Source organism: Pseudomonas sp. S31, assembly GCF_016648105.1.
Taxonomy (GTDB): domain Bacteria; phylum Pseudomonadota; class Gammaproteobacteria; order Pseudomonadales; family Pseudomonadaceae; genus Aquipseudomonas.
In genome coordinates, this window is record NZ_JACVVE010000006.1 from 133,732 (window position 1) to 153,485 (window position 19,754).

17 protein-coding genes are annotated in these 19,754 nt (G+C 62.3%); 12 read left to right on the forward strand and 5 right to left on the reverse strand.

Annotated elements, in window-relative coordinates; translation table 11 throughout:
- Window positions 1-25 precede the first annotated feature (25 nt).
- Both IAE37_RS07125 and yaaA read right to left on the reverse strand, forming a co-directional pair.
- The gene (locus IAE37_RS07125; RefSeq protein ID WP_201171489.1) at window positions 26-1,342 is read right to left on the reverse strand and encodes a nucleotide sugar dehydrogenase; all 1,317 of its coding nucleotides are present in this window, start codon (window positions 1,340-1,342) and stop codon (window positions 26-28) included.
- An 867-nt stretch (window positions 1,343-2,209) separates the two neighbouring features.
- Window positions 2,210-2,989: a peroxide stress protein YaaA gene (gene yaaA / locus IAE37_RS07130; RefSeq protein ID WP_201171491.1), complete on the reverse strand. Its 780-nt coding sequence runs from the start codon at window positions 2,987-2,989 to the stop codon at window positions 2,210-2,212.
- Between the two features lie 147 nt (window positions 2,990-3,136).
- Between yaaA and IAE37_RS07135 the strand changes: the two genes are divergently transcribed.
- From IAE37_RS07135 to moaE, 5 genes are all read left to right on the forward strand, one after another.
- Entirely contained in the window at window positions 3,137-4,276 is a 1,140-nt protein-coding gene (locus IAE37_RS07135) for a polysaccharide deacetylase family protein (RefSeq protein WP_201171492.1), read from the forward strand.
- 281 nt (window positions 4,277-4,557) lie between these two features.
- Entirely contained in the window at window positions 4,558-5,952 is a 1,395-nt protein-coding gene (locus IAE37_RS07140) for a PhoH family protein (protein ID WP_201171493.1), read from the forward strand.
- A 164-nt stretch (window positions 5,953-6,116) separates the two neighbouring features.
- Window positions 6,117-6,587 carry a cyclic pyranopterin monophosphate synthase MoaC gene (moaC, locus tag IAE37_RS07145; RefSeq protein WP_201171494.1) on the forward strand — a complete coding sequence of 157 codons (471 nt, stop codon included), beginning with the start codon at window positions 6,117-6,119 and terminating at the stop codon, window positions 6,585-6,587.
- Window positions 6,587-6,832: a molybdopterin converting factor subunit 1 gene (gene moaD, locus IAE37_RS07150; protein ID WP_201171495.1), complete on the forward strand. Its 246-nt coding sequence runs from the start codon at window positions 6,587-6,589 to the stop codon at window positions 6,830-6,832. Before moaC ends, moaD begins: the two co-directional genes overlap by 1 nt.
- A 2-nt stretch (window positions 6,833-6,834) precedes the next feature.
- On the forward strand, window positions 6,835-7,281 hold the full coding sequence (gene moaE, locus IAE37_RS07155) for a molybdopterin synthase catalytic subunit MoaE (protein WP_201171496.1): 447 nt from the start codon (window positions 6,835-6,837) through the stop codon (window positions 7,279-7,281).
- Window positions 7,282-7,409: 128 nt separating this feature from the next.
- On the opposite strand, the gene rhlB is transcribed toward moaE, so the two are convergent.
- Window positions 7,410-8,888 (reverse strand): ATP-dependent RNA helicase RhlB, encoded by a 1,479-nt coding sequence (rhlB, locus tag IAE37_RS07160; RefSeq protein ID WP_201171497.1) that lies wholly within the window; start codon window positions 8,886-8,888, stop codon window positions 7,410-7,412.
- A gap of 101 nt (window positions 8,889-8,989) precedes the next feature.
- Window positions 8,990-9,646: an alpha/beta hydrolase gene (locus IAE37_RS07165; RefSeq protein WP_201171499.1), complete on the reverse strand. Its 657-nt coding sequence runs from the start codon at window positions 9,644-9,646 to the stop codon at window positions 8,990-8,992.
- 334 nt (window positions 9,647-9,980) lie between these two features.
- Between IAE37_RS07165 and IAE37_RS07170 the strand changes: the two genes are divergently transcribed.
- From IAE37_RS07170 to IAE37_RS07185, 4 genes are all read left to right on the forward strand, one after another.
- Window positions 9,981-11,009 carry an amino acid ABC transporter substrate-binding protein gene (locus IAE37_RS07170; protein ID WP_201171500.1) on the forward strand — a complete coding sequence of 343 codons (1,029 nt, stop codon included), beginning with the start codon at window positions 9,981-9,983 and terminating at the stop codon, window positions 11,007-11,009.
- Between the two features lie 67 nt (window positions 11,010-11,076).
- Window positions 11,077-12,255 carry an amino acid ABC transporter permease gene (locus IAE37_RS07175; protein ID WP_201171504.1) on the forward strand — a complete coding sequence of 393 codons (1,179 nt, stop codon included), beginning with the start codon at window positions 11,077-11,079 and terminating at the stop codon, window positions 12,253-12,255.
- Between the two features lie 10 nt (window positions 12,256-12,265).
- Window positions 12,266-13,363, forward strand: a complete 1,098-nt coding sequence (locus IAE37_RS07180; protein WP_201171506.1) for an amino acid ABC transporter permease — start codon at window positions 12,266-12,268, stop codon at window positions 13,361-13,363.
- Between the two features lie 10 nt (window positions 13,364-13,373).
- Window positions 13,374-14,138: an amino acid ABC transporter ATP-binding protein gene (locus IAE37_RS07185; RefSeq protein ID WP_033702861.1), complete on the forward strand. Its 765-nt coding sequence runs from the start codon at window positions 13,374-13,376 to the stop codon at window positions 14,136-14,138.
- A gap of 37 nt (window positions 14,139-14,175) precedes the next feature.
- Here IAE37_RS07185 and algW read toward each other — a convergent pair whose 3' ends face one another.
- Window positions 14,176-15,336, reverse strand: coding sequence for a Do family serine endopeptidase AlgW (algW, locus tag IAE37_RS07190; protein WP_201171507.1), 1,161 nt, complete (start codon window positions 15,334-15,336; stop codon window positions 14,176-14,178).
- Between the two features lie 158 nt (window positions 15,337-15,494).
- Here algW and IAE37_RS07195 point away from each other — a divergent pair, with 158 nt between their 5' ends.
- The 3 genes from IAE37_RS07195 to cysN all read left to right on the forward strand — a co-directional run bounded on the left by IAE37_RS07195 (window position 15,495) and on the right by cysN (window position 19,264).
- Complete coding sequence (locus IAE37_RS07195; protein WP_201171514.1) at window positions 15,495-16,253, forward strand: Nif3-like dinuclear metal center hexameric protein; 759 nt, start codon at window positions 15,495-15,497, stop codon at window positions 16,251-16,253.
- 175 nt (window positions 16,254-16,428) lie between these two features.
- Window positions 16,429-17,346, forward strand: coding sequence for a sulfate adenylyltransferase subunit CysD (gene cysD / locus IAE37_RS07200; RefSeq protein WP_009684445.1), 918 nt, complete (start codon window positions 16,429-16,431; stop codon window positions 17,344-17,346).
- Between the two features lie 16 nt (window positions 17,347-17,362).
- Window positions 17,363-19,264: a sulfate adenylyltransferase subunit CysN gene (gene cysN / locus IAE37_RS07205; protein ID WP_201171517.1), complete on the forward strand. Its 1,902-nt coding sequence runs from the start codon at window positions 17,363-17,365 to the stop codon at window positions 19,262-19,264.
- Window positions 19,265-19,754 lie beyond the last annotated feature (490 nt).

The window sequence follows — 19,754 nt, forward strand, 5'->3', positions numbered from 1 at the left end:
GAACCCGCGTCGCCCGGCCGAGGGCTTACCAGCAGATGCCTTCGGTACGGCTGGTGGTGCAGGTCGGCTTGCTCATGAAGCCGACCAGGTCGATCACCCGCTTGCCGGCCGGCGCCTGTTGGGCCAGGGCGCGGAACTGCTCGTCACGGTTGCCCAGGACGATCACGTCGGCGTTGTCGATGACCTTCTGGAAGTCGTCGTTGAGCAGCGAGGACACGTGCGGGATCTTCGACTCGATGTATTCCTTGTTGGCCCCATGGACGCGGGCGTACTGGACGTTCTCGTCGTAGATGTCCAGCTGGTAGCCCTTGCCGATCAGGCGCTCGGCCAGTTCCACCAAGGGGCTTTCGCGCAGGTCGTCGGTGCCGGCCTTGAAGCTCAGGCCGAGCAGGGCGACCTTGCGCTTGTCGTGGGCTTCGATCAGGTCGAAGGCGTTCTGCACCTGGGATTCGTTGCTGCGCATCAGCGAGTCGAGCAGCGGCGCTTTCACATCCAGGCTCGAAGCGCGGTAGGTCAGGGCACGCACGTCCTTGGGCAGGCACGAGCCGCCGAAGGCGAAGCCCGGGCGCATGTAGTACTGGGACAGGTTCAGCGCCTTGTCCTGGCAGACCACGTCCATCACTTCGCGGCCATCGACGCCGACCGCCTTGGCGATGTTGCCGATCTCGTTGGCGAAGGTGACCTTGGTGGCGTGCCACACGTTGCAGGTGTACTTGATCATCTCGGCCACTTCGATCGGCTTGCGGATGATCGGCGCGTCGAGTTCTTCGTACAGGGCCTGCAGCACGTCGCCGCTGGCCTTGTCGAATTCACCGATGACGGTCATCGGCGGCTGGTCGTAGTCCTTGATCGCGGTGCTTTCGCGCAGGAACTCGGGGTTGACCGCGACGCCGAAGTCGACGCCAGCCTTCTTGCCCGAGCAGTCCTCGATGATCGGGATCACCACGTTCTTGACGGTGCCCGGCAGCACGGTGCTGCGGACCACGATGGTGTGGCGGCGCTCGGTGTTGCGCAGCACATGGCCGATTTCACGGCACACCGATTCGATGTACTCCAGGCCCAGGTCGCCGTTCTTCTTGCTCGGGGTACCGACGCAGATCATCGACACGTCGCTGGCGCGGATGGCCTCGGCGAAGTCGGTGGTGCCGCGCAGACGGCCGTTGGCGATGCCTTGTTGCAGCAGTTCTTCCAGGCCCGGTTCGACGATGGGCGACTTACCCTGGTTGATCAGGTCGATCTTGGTGCTGGACACGTCCACACCGATCACTTCATGGCCTCGTGCCGTCAGGCAACCTGCACAGACCGCACCCACATAACCCAAACCAAAGATGCTGATACGCATCGCAATCACCTCATGTGTTTATCACGCCAGCTCCTCCGGGAAGAGCCGGACTGGGTTGATTAACAACAGTTTTCAGGCGCACGGATCCATGACGAACTTCACTTCGCCGAGCGCAGGCATGAATAAATCCGGAGCGCGCAAAGTTGTGCACTCTAAGTTGGCAGTTGAAGGCCAGTAATTAAAAGGCGTGCCCTGAAATGCAGCCGTCTTTATTGCAAAGCGCTACTTGGCGCATTGTTGTGCTTGTTCTTTCAAGTGGATAAATCCTTTGAAATCAACCACTAGGACGAATTTAAAGGGGCGCGACTCTCCTTCTTTGACAGGCTGTGCGGTGATACCGGTTATGCCTGTCTGAATAAACGAGGCGGGTAGGGATACCTGCCGTTTGTCATCTGTAAGTCATCTCTCACAACCCGGGGGCAGGAAAATCGTTACGGCACTATGAGCGATTGGTCGTAGCAGAAGTTCCTGGCTGGGTTCTGCCCCGATGAAAGATTTCTAAATAATTCTTCAGTACCAAATAGTTTCATTCTGATAGCACGCCGGGCTCTCGACCCGGTATATAAAGGGCGATCCTTACACAGGATGTTTATATGCCATCATCGAAAAATATTTTTCAAAATTCGTCAAAAAACTACGAACGGTCTTATGGCGTTTTGCGATAACGCATGAGGTGTTGGTTTTTTGGCGTCGGGAATATGGCGATTTCAGGGGCGTGTGAGTAGGTGTAGGAGCGGCCTTGTGCCGCGAAGGGGCGCGTAGCGGCCCCAGGTTTTTCGGCTTAGCAGCAAAAATTGCCGGGGCCGCTGCGCGCCCCTTCGCGGCACAAGGCCGCTCCTACAAGGGGCGTCGTAGAGGCGGGCGGGATCAGTCGGCGGGGTGATCGCGCAAAAACACCAGATGGTCTGGCTTGGACTGCTCCGCGCTGTAGTAATACCCCTGCACGTCGAAGCCCTTGAGCTGCTCAGGATCGGCGATGCGCTCCTGGATCACGAAGCGGCTCATCATGCCGCGGGCCTTCTTGGCGTAGAAGCTGATGATCTTGTACTGGCCGTTCTTCTGGTCCTTGAAGTCGACATTCAATACCCGCGCCTTGAGCGCGCTGCGCTTGACCGCGCTGAAGTACTCGTTGCTGGCCAGGTTCAGCAGCAGGTCGTCACCTTGCTCGGCCAGGGCCTGGTTCAGCCATTCGCTGATGCGCGTGCCCCAGAAGGCGTACAGGTCCTTGCCGCGGGCGTTGGCCAGCTTGGTGCCCATTTCCAGGCGGTAGGGCTGCATCAGGTCAAGCGGGCGCAGCAGGCCGTAAAGGCCCGACAACATGCGCAGGTGGTCCTGGGCATAGGTGAAGTCTGCGTCGCCGAGGGTTTCGGCATCTAGGCCGGTGTACACGTCGCCCTTGAACGCCAGCAATGCCTGCTTGGCGTTGGCTGGGCTGAAGTCAGGGGTCCAGCTGCCGAAACGCGCGGCGTTGAGGCCGGCGAGCTTGTCGGACAGGTGCATCAGCTCGCTGATCTGCGCTGGCGAAAGCTCGCGCAGTTGCTCGATCAGCACCTGCGAGTCGTCCAGGTACTGGGGCAGGGTGAAGCGGTCGGTGACCGGCGGGGTGTCGTAGTCGAGGGTCTTGGCGGGGGAAATCACCGTCAGCATCGGGTCGGCTCCTGAAATCGTTGCCGCGATTCTACGGGGTGGGGGAGGGATCGCCAAACTATGCAGGCGATAGACACAGGCCATCGGGCTGCCGAATTGTGTCGGCGAAACGCTATAGTGCGCGTTTGCCCTCGCGGAGAATCGAACGTGCGCATCGCCCTGGCCTTGCTGGCCGCCCTGCTGAGCCTGCCCGTCCAGGCCGCTCCGTTGCCGCCGGCCAGTCTCGAGCGCAGTGTCTGGCCCGAACGACTGGACAGCCCGGCACTGTTCGATGTCGCTTCGCGTGCCGAGATCCTCTCGTTCGCCCGGGTGCTGCACGAGAGCGAACTGCTGGACGACAATGCCCTGGCCGCCCGGCTCGGACTGCGGCAAATCAACCTGCAGAAGATCAGGGCGGTGCGGGCACGCATGTGGCAGCGCTTGTGGCTCGGCTACCAGCAGGCACAGGGCAGTTGCGAACAGGACGCCTCGTTCTGCTATCCGGTAGCATCGATGGCCGAGTTGCGTACCCGTTCGGCGACGTTCGCCAGCGATGTTGGCGAATTCTATGCAGAGTGGACCGAACCCAGTCACCAGTTCCACGTGCGCTACCTGGACGAACAGCTGCGCAAGGCGGCGCTGCTGCCGCAGACCAGCAGCGAGGTCGAGCGTTTGTCCGACCGCGAGCGCAATGGCGACGAACTGAACGACCGCATGTTCCTGCTGACCTTCGTCGGCGGCCCTGGCCCCGAAGGGGGCAACACCGATCTGCTCGCCGATTACCTGCGCAAGCAGCGTTTGCAGGGTACCTTCCTGGTCATTGGCAACCGCCTGCAGCAGCGGCGCGAAGCGGGCCCCGCGCAGGCCCTGGGGCGCCTCTATAAAGGCCAGTGCGTGGGTATCCAGGGCTGGGAATACCGCTCGCATGCCCAGTGGCAGGGTTGGCAGGACTCGTTGCGGCGCAGTCAGGCCCGGGTCCAGGCCGACCTGCCGGAGCAATACGTGCCCTTGTTCCGCCCGCCCTACGGCCAACGCCGTGCCGATGGCGAGGCATTCATGGCCAGCCAGCAGTTGCAGGTGTCGCTGTGGGATATCGATGCCCAGGACGATACCGCATTGTCGGCCGAAGCCTCGGCCCAGCGGGTGATGACCCTGATGCTGCTGTGGCGCAAAGGGGTGATCCAGTTCCACGACAGCCTGCCCAAGGCGCAACCGGCGGTGGAGTGGTTGCTGCGCAACACGGCGCAGAGTGGCATCGGTTGGGAGGATTGCCGTGATTACGCCTACCGCAACGCATACGCTCGATAGCAGGCATACCTTTTGACTTTAGTCCTCGCCGGCATGCGCGCCAAGTGTTGGTCGTCATTCGGCAAAATAAACTTCACCGGGACGTAAAAAGACTTTTTTTAGTCATCGTTTTTGCGGTATGAAGAAACCAGACAGCCGATTCCTGCAGCACAGGTGGCGTCATCCAGGCCCACCTTGCCAGGTTCGCTTCCCGCCCGTAGCAACGCGGATACGGGAAGAACGGCAGTCACTCTGCGGCGTAACAGAACGCGCCGTGTGGCTTCGACATAAGGTGACCGAGTATGGATGATCAAGGACGCACCCCTTCCTCCAACAAGCCAATCCTCTATGTGCTCGATACCAACGTCCTGATACACGACCCCAACGCTTTGCTGAACTTCGAGGAGCACCATGTCGCCTTGCCGATGACGGTGCTGGAGGAACTCGACAAGCTCAAGACCGGGAAACAGACGATCGCCGCCGAATGTCGCCAGGCCATCCGCCTGATCGACCAGACCCTTGGAGATGCTTCGCCCAGCGATGTCGAGCAGGGCGTGCCGATCCAGCGTGGCAAGAGCGGGCCCAAGGGGTTCCTGTCGATCCTGATGAGCCCGCGCAACGAACCCAGCAAACTGTTGCCGGAAAACCTCAACGACAACATCATCATCAACACCCTGCTCGAAGTACGGACCCGGCGCACCGACCTGGACGTGGTGCTGGTCACCAAAGACATCAACATGCGCCTGAAGGCGCGCGCCTGCGGTATCGCCGCCGAGGACTACAGTACCGACCAGTTGGTCGACGACGTATCCTTGTTGTCCAAGGGCTACCACTCGGTCAGCGGTTCGTTCTGGGACCGCGTCAGCAAGGTCGATACCCGCCAGGAGCGGGGCCGCACCTGGCATCGGGTGCAGATGATCGACAACCTGCCCGCGGTGCACATCAACGAGTTCATCATCGATGAGCAAGGTTTCGTTGGCTGGGTGAAAGGCATCCGCAACGACGAACTGCTGCTGCTCGACCTGCACCAGGAGCCCTTGCTGCACCAGGAAGCCTGGGGCCTCAAACCGCGCGACATCCACCAGAGCCTGGCGCTGTTCGCCCTGCTCGACCCGGATATCCATCTGGTCAACCTGACCGGTGCCGCGGGCTCGGGCAAGACCATCCTGGCCCTGGCTGCGGCGATCGAGCAGACCATGGTCAGCAAGCGCTACCGGCGCATCATCGCCACCCGCAGCGTGCAGGGCCTGGACCAGGAAATCGGCTTCCTGCCCGGTACCGAAGCGGAGAAGATGGAGCCGTGGCTTGGGGCGATCACCGATAACCTCGAAGCCTTGCACATGGACGACGAGAGCACCCATGGCAGTGTCGAATACATCCTCGAGCGGGTACCGCTGCAGTTCAAGTCGCTGAACTACATCCGCGGGCGCAGCTTCCAGCAGAGCCTGATCCTGATCGACGAGTGCCAGAACCTCACCCCGCACCAGATGAAAACCATCATCACCCGTGCCGGCTCCGGTTCCAAGGTGGTCTGCCTGGGCAACCTGGCGCAGATCGACACGCCGTACCTGTCCGCGACCAGCTCGGGCCTGACCTACCTGACCGAGCGCTTCAAGGACTTCCCCCATGGCGTGCACATCACCCTGCAGGGTGTGCCGCGCTCGGTGCTGGCCGAGTACGCCGAGTCGCATCTGTAAGCGTTACCGCCGGGCAGGTCACTGCCCGGCCTCTTCGCGGGTAAACCCGCTCCTACAGGTATCGCGCCGAACCGCTGCGAAGTGGCCGGTACTGGCGACACATTCCCCTGCTCAAACCTGACCCACAGGTTTACACTCTGACTTCCCTTCACAGGAGCAGAGCAGTGCTGACTCATCTTGATTCCCAAGGCCGCGCCAACATGGTCGACGTCACCGAAAAGGCCGTGACCGAGCGCGAGGCCATTGCCGAGGCGCGGGTACGCATGCTGCCACAGACCTTGCAGATGATCGTCGACGGCGAGCACCCCAAGGGCGATGTGTTCGCCGTGGCGCGGATCGCCGGCATCCAGGCGGCGAAGAAGACCAGCGACCTGATCCCGCTGTGCCATCCGCTGATGCTCACCAGCGTCAAGGTGGAACTGACTGGCGAAGGTGAGGATGTGGTGCATATCGTTGCCCGCTGCAAGCTGGCCGGGCAGACCGGCGTGGAAATGGAAGCGCTGACCGCCGCCAGCGTCGCGGCGTTGACGATCTACGACATGTGCAAGGCGGTGGACAAAGGCATGGTCATCGAGCAAGTGCGCCTGCTGGAGAAGCTCGGTGGCAAGAGCGGGCACTACAAGGTGGAGGCGTGATGATGGTCAAGGTGATGTACTTCGCCCGTTACCGCGAGGTGCTGGGCGTCGATGCCGAGCGCCTGGAAGGCGAGTTCAAGGTGCTCGAGGACGTGCGCCAGGCGCTGCTGGCCAAGGGCGGGCAGTACGCGGTGCTGGCCGAGCAGAACCTGATGTGCGCGCGCAACGAAGAGCTGTGCAAGCTCGACGAAGCAGTGGAAGAGGGCGATGAAGTGGCGTTCTTCCCGCCGGTGACAGGGGGCTGAAGATGGCTGTGCGAGTGCAGCAAGGCGCCTTCGACCCAGGGGCCGAGGTCAATGCCATGCACGCTGCCAATGTCGGCGTGGGTGCGGTGGTCGGCTTCGTTGGCTATGTGCGCGACTTCAACGATGGCCGCGAGGTGGCGGGGATGTTTCTCGAGCACTACCCGGGGATGACCGAGAAGGCTCTGGCCAAGATCGAGGCCCAGGCCCAGGCGCGCTGGCCGCTGCTCAAGGTCGAGGTGCTGCACCGGATCGGTGCGCTGGAACCGGGGGAGCCGATCGTTTTCGTGGGTGTGGCCAGTGCCCATCGGCAGGCGGCGTTCGAGGCTTGCGACTTCATCATGGACTACCTGAAAACCCGGGCGCCGTTCTGGAAGAAGGAGAGTACCCAGGAGGGGCCGAGGTGGGTCGAAGGCAAGCAGAGTGACCAGGATGCCGCCGGGCGCTGGTAGATCTCTGTATTGATGGCCGGGGCGTTGCCCCGGTTCGCGGGTGAACCTGCTCCCACAGGATACCCGCTACCTCAAGGACATTATATGACCTGTAGGAGCGGGTTTACCCGCGAAGAGGCCGGCACAGCTCAGTGGTGTTTTCGTGGTACCGGCTTCAAAAGCTCGTCAGGCGGCATTTCGCACTTGATCTTGCGCCCCAGTAATTCCTCGATCGCCGGCAACTGGTACGAGTCATCCTCACCGGCAAAGCTGATCGATACGCCTTCAGCACCCGCGCGCCCGGTACGGCCGATGCGGTGCACGTAGTCGTCCGGGTCTTCCGGCAGGGTGAAGTTGATCACGTGGCTGATGCCGTCGATGTGGATGCCACGGCCGGCCACGTCGGTGGCCACCAGCACCGAGATACGGCCTTCGCGGAAGTTTTCGAGGGTGCGGATACGCTTGTGCTGTGGCACGTCACCCGACAGCTGGGCAGCGTTGATGCCGTCGCGCACCAGTTTTTCCTCGATGCGTCGCACTTCGTCCTTGCGGTTGGCGAACACCATCACCCGTTCCCATTTGTTCTGGGTCACCAGGTTGTACAGCAGCTTGTACTTGTCGCTGCCGGCCACCGCGTAGACGTGCTGTTCGACGGTTTCGCTGGCGACGTTCTCTGGCTCGATCTCGACGATCGCCGGGTTGGTGGTCCACTGCTTGGCCAGGTTCATCACGTCATCGGTGAAAGTGGCTGAGAACAGCAGGGTCTGGCGCTCGCTCTTGGGCGGCGTCTGGCGAATGATCTGGCGCACCTGGGGGATGAAGCCCATGTCGAGCATGCGGTCGGCTTCGTCCAGGACCATCACCTCGACCATGTCCAGGTGCACCTCGCCGCGCTGGTTGAAGTCCAGCAGGCGGCCCGGTGTCGCCACCAGGATGTCGCAATGACGCGCTTCCAGAGCCTTGAGTTGCTTGTCGAAGTCCATGCCGCCGACGAAGCTCATCACGTTCAGGCCGCTGTACTTGGTCAGGGCCATGGCGTCCTTGGCGATCTGCACCACCAGCTCGCGGGTCGGGGCGATGATCAGTGCACGCGGCTCGCCCATGTAGCGTTCCTTGGGCGGTGGTGTCTGCTGCAACTGGGAAATGATCGAGATCAGGAACGCGGCGGTCTTGCCGGTACCGGTCTGGGCCCGGCCGATGGCGTCCTGGCCGCGCAGGGTATACCCCAGCACCTGGGCCTGGATCGGCGTGCAATAGGGGAAGCCCAGGTCATGGATGGCGTGCATCAGCTCGTTGGACAGCTTGAAGTCGTGGAAGCGGGTCTTGCCTTCCTGGGGTTCGACCACGAAGTCTTCGGGCTTCCACAGGCTGGCCTGGGGCTTGGGCTTGGGCTTGCGTTCGCGGCGCGGCTTGTCCTTGGCGGGCTGTTCGGCGCGTGGTTGGTTTGCCTGGTCGGCAGGCGCTGCGACGGGTTTGCCGGCCGGCTTGCTGCGGGGTCTGGCCGCAGCGGCATCGGGCTGCGCCTGCGGGGCGGGCGCGGGCGCAGGGGCCGGCGCGCTGGCTACGGGATCGACGGCCTGTGGCGCGGCGTCTCCCTTGCCGAATATTTTCTTGAGTGCCTTGAGCACGATCGTCTCGTCAACTGGTTAAGGAATGTACGCCGGGCAGTGTAATGCAAGAACCGAGCGCGGCGTAGTGGATTACACCTACAACTACAGGCGCGCCTCGCTTATTGCAATTGCCTGCTCAGCCAGTCGTGGATGTCGGCCAGCTCTGCCACCACCACTTCGTGTTCCATCGGGTACTCCTGCCAGCGGGCGGCTACGCCCCAGGTGTCGAGGTACTCGAAGGCGGTGCGGCCCATCGACGGGATCACCACCGGGTCGTGCACGCCATGCACGCACAGCGCCGGGGTGCGCTGCTGGCAGGCGCTCAGGGTGTGGCCGGCATGGAAGGTCGGGGCGTAGGTGGACAGCGCGATCACCCCGCCGAGGGCTTCCTGCCATTTCACGTAGGCGGTATGCAGCACCACGGCGCCGCCCTGGGAGAAGCCGGCCAGGAAGATCCGCGACAGGCTGATGCCTTTGGCCTGTTCGGCCTTGACCAGGCCGATGATCTGCTCGGCCGATTCCTCCAGTTGCGCCTCGTCGATGGCCCGCGCCGGCGACATGGCCTTGATGTCGTACCAGCTGGGCATGGCATAGCCGCCGTTGATGGTCACTGGCCGGGTCGGTGCCTGGGGCATGACGAAGCGGGTACTGGCCAGGCGTTCCTGCATGAATTCGGCCACCGGTAGGAAGTCGTAACGGTCGGCCCCCAGGCCGTGCAACCAGATCACACAAGCGTCTGCGGTTTTCTGGGGTTCGAGAATCAGCGGGTTGGTCATGACTGCTCCGAAAATGTGCGGCGGTGATGAAGGCGTGCCTGAAATGCAGGCATCGACATGAACGCGTCGAAAAAGAATGTCGCAACGATACAACTTTGCCTACTTGACGTGGGGCTTAAACGCTTAAGCCGCCCACTGTGGTACGCGCTTTGCTACGAAACCTCCGATGCGCGGGGCCAGCCGGTGACGGTAACACCCCAGGCACGCGAAGGCTGTCACAGAACAGCCCATTGCGCCAATTGACCCAAGAACAAGCCAACAAGGGTCGGATGCGCCTCAAAAGGGCGCGGTGCAATTCCGGCTCGAACAACAAGAGCACATTTGGAGGTTGTGAATGAAGATGTTGAAAACCACCCTGGCAGTCCTGACCGCTGCCGCAGCCCTGGGTGCCGTGAGCACCGCCCAGGCCGGCGCCACTCTCGATGCGGTGAAGAAGAAGGGCTTCGTCCAGTGTGGCGTGAGCGACGGTCTTCCGGGTTTCTCGGTTCCCGATGCCCAGGGCAAGATCGTCGGCATCGATGCCGATGTCTGCCGCGCCGTGGCCGCCGCCGTGTTCGGTGACGCCACCAAGGTCAAGTTCAGCCAGCTCAACGCCAAGGAGCGCTTCACCGCCTTGCAGTCCGGCGAAGTCGACGTGCTGTCGCGCAACACCACCTGGACCAGCTCGCGCGATGCCGGCATGGGCCTGGTATTCGCCGGCGTCACCTATTACGACGGCGTCGGTTTCCTGGTCAACAAGAAGCTTGGCGTGTCCAGCGCCAAGGAGCTCGACGGTGCGACCATCTGCATCCAGGCCGGTACCACCACCGAGCTGAACGTGTCCGACTTCTTCCGCGCCAATAACCTGAAGTACACCCCGATCACCTTCGACACCTCCGACGAGAGTGCCAAGTCGCTGGAGTCCGGCCGTTGCGACGTGCTGACCTCGGACAAGTCGCAGCTGTTCGCCCAGCGCTCCAAGCTGGCGGCGCCGACCGAGTACGTGGTGTTGCCGGAGACCATCTCCAAGGAACCGCTGGGGCCGGTAGTGCGCAAGGGCGACGAGGAGTGGTTCAGCATCGTCAAGTGGACCCTGTTCGCCATGCTCAATGCCGAGGAAGCCGGTATCACCTCGAAGAACGTCGAGGCCGAGGCCAAGGCAACCAAGAACCCTGACGTGGCTCGTCTGCTGGGCACCGACGGCGAATACGGCAAGGACCTCAAGCTGCCCAAGGACTGGGTGGTGCAGATCGTCAAACAGGTCGGCAACTATGGCGAGGTGTTCGAGAAGAACCTCGGCCAGAGCACCGACCTGAAGATCGACCGTGGCATGAATGCCCTGTGGAACAACGGCGGCATCCAGTACGCACCACCTGTGCGCTGATGGATGCACCCCGCGGCGGCATGTCGCCGTCGCGGGTCGTTCGAATCCCTACTGTCCGGGGCACTTCATGCAAAATCAAATCGGCGCACGAAAGGGCTTGTCCCTGAGCGATCCACGAGTGCGCGCGTGGCTGTTCCAGATCCTCACGATCGTCTTCGTGGTGGGCCTGGGCTGGTACCTGTTCCACAACACGCAAACCAACCTGCAACACCGGGGTATCACCTCGGGCTTCGACTTCCTCGACCGCAGTGCCGGCTTCGGCATCGCCCAGCACCTGATCCCCTACGTGGAGTCCGACAGCTATGCGCGGGTGTTCGTCATCGGCCTGCTCAATACGCTGCTGGTGACGTTCATCGGCGTCATCCTGGCGACGATCCTGGGTTTCATCATCGGTGTGGCGCGGCTGTCGCCGAACTGGATGATCAACAAGCTGGCGACCGTGTACGTGGAGACTTTCCGCAACATCCCGCCACTGCTGCAGATCTTGTTCTGGTACTTCGCGGTGTTCCTGACCCTGCCGGGGCCAAGGGGCAGCATCAACATCGATGACACCTTCTTCATCAGCAACCGTGGCCTGAACATGCCCGGTGCCTCGATGGCAGACGGTTTCTGGCCATTCGTCATTGCCCTGGTGCTGGCGCTGGCGGCGATCGTGGCAATGGTGCGTTACGCCAACAAACGCTTCAACGAGACCGGCGAGCCGTTTCACAAGTTCTGGGTGGGCCTGGCGCTGTTCATCGCCATTCCAGCGGCCTGTGCAATGCTGTTCGGCAGCCCGGTGCACTGGGAAGTGCCGCAGCTCAAGGGCTTCAACTTCGTCGGTGGCTGGGTGCTGATCCCCGAGTTGCTGGCGTTGACCCTGGCCTTGACCATCTATACCGCAGCGTTCATCGCCGAGATCGTGCGTTCCGGGATCCGTTCGGTCAGCCACGGCCAGACCGAAGCGGCCCGCTCGCTTGGCCTGCGCGATGGCCCGACCCTGCGCAAGGTGATCATTCCCCAGGCACTGCGCGTGATCATTCCGCCCCTGACCAGCCAATACCTGAACCTGGCGAAGAACTCGTCGCTGGCGGCCGGTATCGGCTACCCGGAAATGGTCTCGTTGTTCGCCGGTACCGTGCTCAACCAGACCGGCCAGGCCATCGAGGTGATCGCCATCACCATGAGTGTCTACCTCGCCATCAGCCTCAGCATTTCCCTGCTGATGAACTGGTACAACAAGCGCATCGCGCTGATCGAGCGATGAGGAGACGTCCGTGACTGCCCATGTTTTCAAACCCGATATGCCGCCACCGGTGAAAACCGTCGGCGTGCTCGCATGGATGCGCGCCAACCTGTTCTCCAGTTGGCTCAATACCCTGTTGACGTTGTTCGCCGTTTACCTGGTATGGCTGATCGTCCCGCCGCTGCTGCAGTGGGCGATTTTCGACGCCAACTGGGTCGGCACCACCCGCGCCGATTGCACCAAGGACGGTGCCTGCTGGGTGTTCGTGCAGCAGCGCTTCGGCCAGTTCATGTACGGCTACTACCCGGCCGGGTTGCGCTGGCGCGTGGACCTGACCGTATGGCTGGCGGTGCTCGGCGCCGCGCCGTTGTTCATCAACCGCTTCCCGCGCAAGGCGGTGTACGGCCTGTGCTTCCTGGTGCTGTACCCGATCCTCGCCTACACCCTGCTGCATGGTGGGTACCTGGGCCTGGAGAACGTCGCCACCAGCCAGTGGGGCGGCCTGATGCTGACCCTGGTGATCGCCACCGTGGGCATCGTCGGCGCCTTGCCGCTGGGCATCCTGCTGGCCCTGGGGCGGCGTTCGCGCATGCCGGCGGTGAAGGTGGTCTGCGTGACCTTCATCGAGTTCTGGCGCGGCGTGCCGTTGATCACCGTGCTGTTCATGTCGTCGGTGATGCTGCCGTTGTTCCTGCCCGAGGGGATGAGCTTCGACAAGCTGCTGCGGGCGATGATCGGGGTCATCCTGTTCCAGTCGGCGTACATCGCCGAGGTGGTGCGCGGTGGCTTGCAGGCCATCCCCAAGGGGCAATACGAAGCGGCGGCGGCGATGGGCCTGGGCTACTGGCGGGCGATGGGGCTGGTGATCCTGCCTCAGGCGCTCAAGCTGGTGATCCCCGGCATCGTCAACACCTTCATCGCCCTGTTCAAGGACACCAGCCTGGTGATCATCATCGGCCTGTTCGACCTGCTCAACAGCGTCAAGCAGGCAGCGGCCGATCCGGCCTGGCTGGGCATGGCCACCGAGGGCTACGTGTTCGCCGCCCTGGTGTTCTGGATCTTCTGTTTCGGTATGTCCCGCTACTCCATGCACCTGGAGCGCAAGCTGGACACTGGCCACAAGCGTTAGGAGTTTCGTAATGAGTGAAGCGATCAAGCAGCCTGCCGGCCCCGAAGGCATCATCCAGATGCAGGGCGTGAACAAATGGTATGGCCAGTTCCACGTGCTCAAGGACATCAACCTGAACGTGCGCCAGGGTGAACGCATCGTGTTGTGCGGGCCGTCCGGCTCGGGCAAGTCCACCACCATCCGCTGCCTCAACCGCCTGGAGGAGCACCAGCAGGGGCGCATCGTCGTCGATGGCGTGGAGCTGACCAACGACCTCAAGCAGATCGAGGCGATCCGCCGCGAGGTGGGCATGGTGTTCCAGCACTTCAATCTGTTCCCGCACCTGAGCATTCTCGAGAACTGCACCCTGGCACCGATGTGGGTGCGCAAGATGCCGCGGCGCAAGGCCGAAGAAATCGCCATGCACTACCTGGAGCGGGTGCGCATTCCCGAGCAGGCGCACAAGTATCCGGGGCAGTTGTCCGGTGGTCAGCAGCAGCGCGTGGCGATTGCCCGGGCGCTGTGCATGAAGCCGAAGATCATGCTGTTCGACGAACCGACGTCGGCACTGGACCCGGAAATGGTCAAGGAGGTGCTCGATACCATGGTCGGCCTGGCCGAGGACGGCATGACCATGCTCTGCGTGACCCACGAGATGGGCTTCGCCCGCACCGTGGCGAACCGGGTGATCTTCATGGACAAGGGGGAGATCGTCGAGCAGGCGGCGCCGGATGAGTTCTTCGACAGGCCGCGTAGCGATCGGACCAAGTTGTTCCTGAGCCAGATCCTGCATTGATGCAACTGGGGCTGCAAAGCAGCCCCAATCAATCCAACTACTTTTCTTCCTGCGCCGCCACCGGCGCAGGCGGCGGCCGCAGCCCCACCTCGGCGATCAGCTTGAGCTGCTGCCCATTGCGCATCACCTCGATGCTGATCTTCTCGTTGGGCTTGATCCGCGCCACCTGGTTCATCGACTTGCGCCCATCACCGGCTGGCTCGCCATTGATGCTGAGGATCACGTCGCCGAGCTGCAAGCCAGCCTTCTGCGCCGGCCCATCACGGAAGATCCCGGCCACCACGATGCCTGGGCGCCCCTCCATGCCGAACGATTCGGCCAGTTCCTGGCTCAGCGGCTGCACCTCGATACCCAGCCAGCCACGGATCACCTGGCCATGCTCGATGATCGACTTCATCACCTCCAGGGCCAGTTTCACCGGGATGGCGAAGCCGATGCCCTGGGAGCCACCGGACTTGGAGAAGATCGCCGTGTTGATGCCGATCAAATTGCCGTTGGCATCGATCAGCGCGCCACCGGAGTTGCCCGGGTTGATCGCTGCGTCGGTCTGGATGAAGTCTTCGTAGTTGTTCAGGCCCAGCTGGTTGCGGCCGGTGGCGCTGATGATGCCCATGGTCACGGTCTGGCCGACGCCGAACGGGTTGCCGATGGCCAGCGAGACATCGCCGATGTGGATGTTGTCGGAGCGGCCGATGGTGATCGCCGGAAGGCTCTTGAGATCGATCTTCAATACCGCAAGGTCGGTCTCGGGATCGCTGCCGATGACTCGGGCCAGGGTCTCGCGACCGTCCTTGAGCGCCACCACGATCTGGTCGGCGCCACTGGTGACGTGGTTGTTGGTCAGCAGGTAGCCCTCGGGGCTCATGATCACCGCCGAACCCAGGCTCGACTCCCAACGGCGCTGCTTGGGCAGGTTGTCACCGAAGAAGCGGCGGAACTGCGGATCTTCGAACAGGGGATGGGCGCTCTTGTTGACCACCTTGGTGGTGTACAGGTTGACCACTGCCGGGGCGGCGAGGGTCACGGCATCGGCGTAGGACACCGGGCCCTGCATGATCCGCGAGGTCTGCGGTGCCTGTTGCAGGTTGACGTCCTGGCTGGGCAGCCCGACCCATTCCGGGAAGCGCTGGATGATCAGCATGGCGATCAAAACACCGGCGAACAGGGGCCAGCCAAAGTAACGCAAAGCCTTGAACATGAACGAATCCTGAGTGGGGCGGGGGCCAATGACAACGCCGCAGGGCGCAAGCGCGCGCGATCATACACCGGTTCCCCCGATGCCAGCGACGGCCCATAATGGCGGGCATTATACGGGCGTTGGGCCCGAGAAAAGCGCAGATTTCGAGGAGATTTTCCATGGCCGTCGCTCTCAACACCTTGGTCGAGGAAGCCGAGCGCTACCTGGGCAGTGCGAAAATCCAGGATTACTGCCCCAATGGCCTGCAGGTCGAAGGCCGTCCGCAGGTCAGCCGCATCGTCACCGGCGTGACTGCCAGCCAGGCCTTGCTGGACGCCGCGGTCGAGGCCCAGGCCGACCTGGTGCTGGTGCACCATGGCTACTTCTGGAAGGGCGAGAACCCGTGCATCACCGGGATCAAACAGCGCCGCCTGAAGACCCTGCTCAAGCATGACATCAGCCTGCTGGCCTTCCACCTGCCGCTGGACGTGCACCCGGAAGTGGGCAACAACGTGCAGCTGGCGCGCCAGCTGGACATCACCGTCGAAGGCGCGCTGGACCCGAACGATGCCAAGGTGGTGGGGCTGGTCGGCTCGCTCGCCGAGCCCATGACCCCGCGCGACTTCGCCCGCCGGGTGCAGGAGGTGACCGGGCGCGAGCCGCTGCTGGTCGAGGGCGACGAGGTGATCCGCCGGGTCGGCTGGTGCACCGGCGGCGGGCAGGGCTTCATCGACACGGCGATTGCCGCTGGGGTCGACCTGTTCATCAGTGGCGAGGCTTCGGAGCAGACCTTCCACAGTGCTCGCGAGAACGGCATCAGCTTCATCGCGGCTGGCCACCACGCCACCGAGCGCTATGGGGTGCAGGCACTGGGTGACTACCTGGCGCGGCGTTTTGCCCTGGAGCATCTGTTCATCGATTGCCCGAACCCGATTTGAATGAGCCGGGGGCCTCTTCGCGGGTAAATCGCAGCGCCACCGCCCAAACCCGCAGTCATATGGTTAGACCTTTTCGATCTAGCCCGCCTTCTAAATAGAATCAGCCGCTGTGATAAAGTGGCTCGCTCGAACACGGCCCGCAGGCCGTCCATAAGATCGTTTTTCGTGAGTAGCCATGGTCGACAAACTGACGCACTTGAAACAGCTGGAGGCGGAAAGCATCCATATCATCCGCGAGGTGGCCGCCGAGTTCGACAACCCGGTGATGCTGTACTCGATCGGCAAGGATTCCGCCGTGATGCTGCACCTGGCGCGCAAGGCCTTCTTCCCAGGCAAGCTGCCGTTCCCGGTGATGCATGTCGACACCCAGTGGAAATTCCAGGAAATGTACCGCTTCCGCGACAAGATGGTCGAGGAAATGGGCCTGGAACTGATCACCCACGTCAACCCCGAGGGTGTGGCGCAGGGCATCAACCCGTTCACCCATGGCAGCTCCAAGCACACCGACATCATGAAGACCCAGGGCCTCAAGCAGGCGCTGGACAAGCATGGTTTCGATGCCGCCTTCGGCGGTGCCCGCCGCGACGAAGAAAAGTCCCGGGCCAAGGAGCGCGTGTACTCGTTCCGTGACAGCAAGCACCGCTGGGACCCGAAGAACCAGCGTCCCGAGCTGTGGAACGTGTACAACGGCAAGGTCAACAAGGGCGAGTCGATCCGCGTCTTCCCGCTGTCGAATTGGACCGAGCTGGACATCTGGCAGTACATCTACCTCGAAGGCATCCCGATCGTGCCGCTGTACTTCGCTGCCGAACGCGAAGTCATCGAGAAGAACGGCACCCTGATCATGATCGACGACGAGCGCATCCTCGAGCACCTCTCCGAGGAAGAGAAAGCACGCATCGTCAAGAAGAAGGTGCGTTTCCGTACCCTCGGCTGCTACCCGTTGACGGGCGCTGTCGAGTCGGAAGCCGAAACGCTCACCGACATCATTCAGGAAATGCTCCTGACGCGCACTTCCGAGCGCCAGGGCCGAGTCATCGACCACGATGGCGCCGGTTCCATGGAAGACAAGAAACGTCAGGGCTACTTCTAATTTTCAGGGTTACTCCATGTCGCACCAATCCGATTTGATCAGCGAAGACATCCTCGCTTATCTGGCTCAGCACGAGCGTAAAGAACTGCTGCGTTTCCTCACCTGCGGCAACGTGGATGACGGCAAGAGCACCCTGATCGGGCGCCTGCTGCACGATTCCAAGATGATCTACGAGGACCACCTCGAGGCCATCACCCGTGACTCGAAGAAGTCCGGCACCACCGGCGAGGAAGTCGACCTGGCGCTGCTGGTCGACGGCCTGCAGGCCGAACGCGAGCAGGGCATCACCATCGATGTCGCCTACCGCTACTTCTCCACCGCCAAACGCAAGTTCATCATCGCCGACACTCCGGGCCACGAGCAGTACACCCGCAACATGGCCACCGGCGCCTCGACCTGCGACCTGGCGATCATCCTGGTCGATGCCCGCTACGGCGTGCAGACCCAGACCCGCCGACACAGCTATATTGCCTCCCTGCTGGGCATCAAGCACATCGTCGTCGCGGTCAACAAGATGGACCTCAAGGGCTTCGACGAGCAGGTCTTCGAGTCGATCAAGGCCGACTACCTGAAGTTCGCCGAGGCCATCAACCTGACCCCGAGCAGCCTGCACTTCGTGCCGATGTCGGCGCTCAAGGGCGACAACGTGGTCAACCGCAGCGAGCGTTCGCCGTGGTACACCGGCCCTGCGCTGATGGAAATCCTCGAGACCGTCGAAGTCGCCGCCGACCGCAACTTCACCGACCTGCGTTTCCCGGTGCAGTACGTCAACCGTCCGAACCTGAACTTCCGCGGCTTCGCCGGCACCCTGGCCAGCGGCGTGGTGCACAAGGGTGACGAGATCGTCGTCCTGCCGTCGGGCAAGAGCAGCCGGGTCAAGTCCATCGTCACTTACGAGGGCGAACTGGAAAACGCAGGCCCCGGCCAGGCCGTGACCCTGACCATGGAAGACGAGATCGACATCTCCCGTGGCGACCTGCTGGTGCATGCCGACAACGTTCCACCGGTAACCGACCAGTTCGACGCCATGCTGGTGTGGATGGCCGAGGAGCCGATGCTCCCGGGCAAGAAGTACGACATCAAGCGCGCCACCAGCTACGTGCCAGGCTCGATCGCCAGCATCACCCACAAGGTCGATGTGAACACCCTCGAGAAGGACGCTGCCAGCGCCCTGCAGCTGAACGAGATCGGTCGCGTCAAGGTCTCCCTGGACAGCGCCATCGCCCTGGACGGCTACGACAGCAACCGCACCACCGGTGCGTTCATCGTCATCGATCGCCTGACCAACGGCACCGTCGGCGCCGGCATGATCATCGCTCCGCCGGTGTTGCCACATGGCGGCAGCGGCCAGCATGGCAAGCTGGCCCACGTGTCCACCGAGGAGCGTGCCCTGCGCTTTGGCCAGCAGCCGGCCACCGTGCTGTTCAGCGGCCTGTCCGGCGCTGGCAAGAGCACCCTGGCCTACGCCGTGGAGCGCAAGCTGTTCGACATGGGCCGTGCGGTGTACGTGCTCGATGGCCAGAACCTGCGCCACGACCTGAACAAGGGCCTGCCCCAGGACCGCTCCGGCCGCACCGAGAACTGGCGCCGCGCCGCCCACGTGGCGCGCCAGTTCAACGAAGCCGGCATGCTGACCCTGGCCGCCTTCGTGGCGCCGGACGCCGAAGGCCGCGAGCAGGCCAAGGCACTGATCGGCAAGGACCGCCTGGTCACCGTCTACGTCCAGGCTTCGCCTCTGGCCTGCCGCGAGCGTGACCCGCAAGGCCTGTATGCTGCCGGTGGCGACAACATCCCGGGCGAGAGCTTCCCCTACGATGTGCCGCTGGACGCCGATGTGGTGATCGATACCCAGGTCAGCAGCGTCGAGGATGGCGTGAAGCAGGTGCTGGAAGCGCTGCGCAAGCGTGGTGCTATCTAAGCGCTGGTGTAGTGTGAAAAACCCCGCTTCGGCGGGGTTTTTTGATTTTTAAGGGGGCGCAGCTGAGAATGAATCGGCCCCTACTCAAGTTAGTTGTTATCAATGTGTCGACGCAGGTCTCCTGGGTTCAGGCACATCTGCATATTGGGATCCATGTCACACCTGAATTGCTTCCCGTGATCGTAATCGTACATGAACCAGCCACTGCAGCCAGAAAGCAGGGTGGATAAAGCGAGTATATATTTCATGTTGGCTGGTCTTTGTTGGATTGGTGAGTTCGATGTCGAGACAGTCTGGCACGAAATTGAGGTTGAAGTTAAGAGCTTATTTGTGTGAGCTTTCAGGTGTTGTTGTAGGAAAATTTGAATGGCTACTTTGGTAATTTTTCCAAATATCTACGTCGTTATCTGATCTGGGATTATGGATCTCTGGTGTCGCTTCGCGATCACCCTAATATCCTACTGATCATGGCTTACGGTGTATAAATATG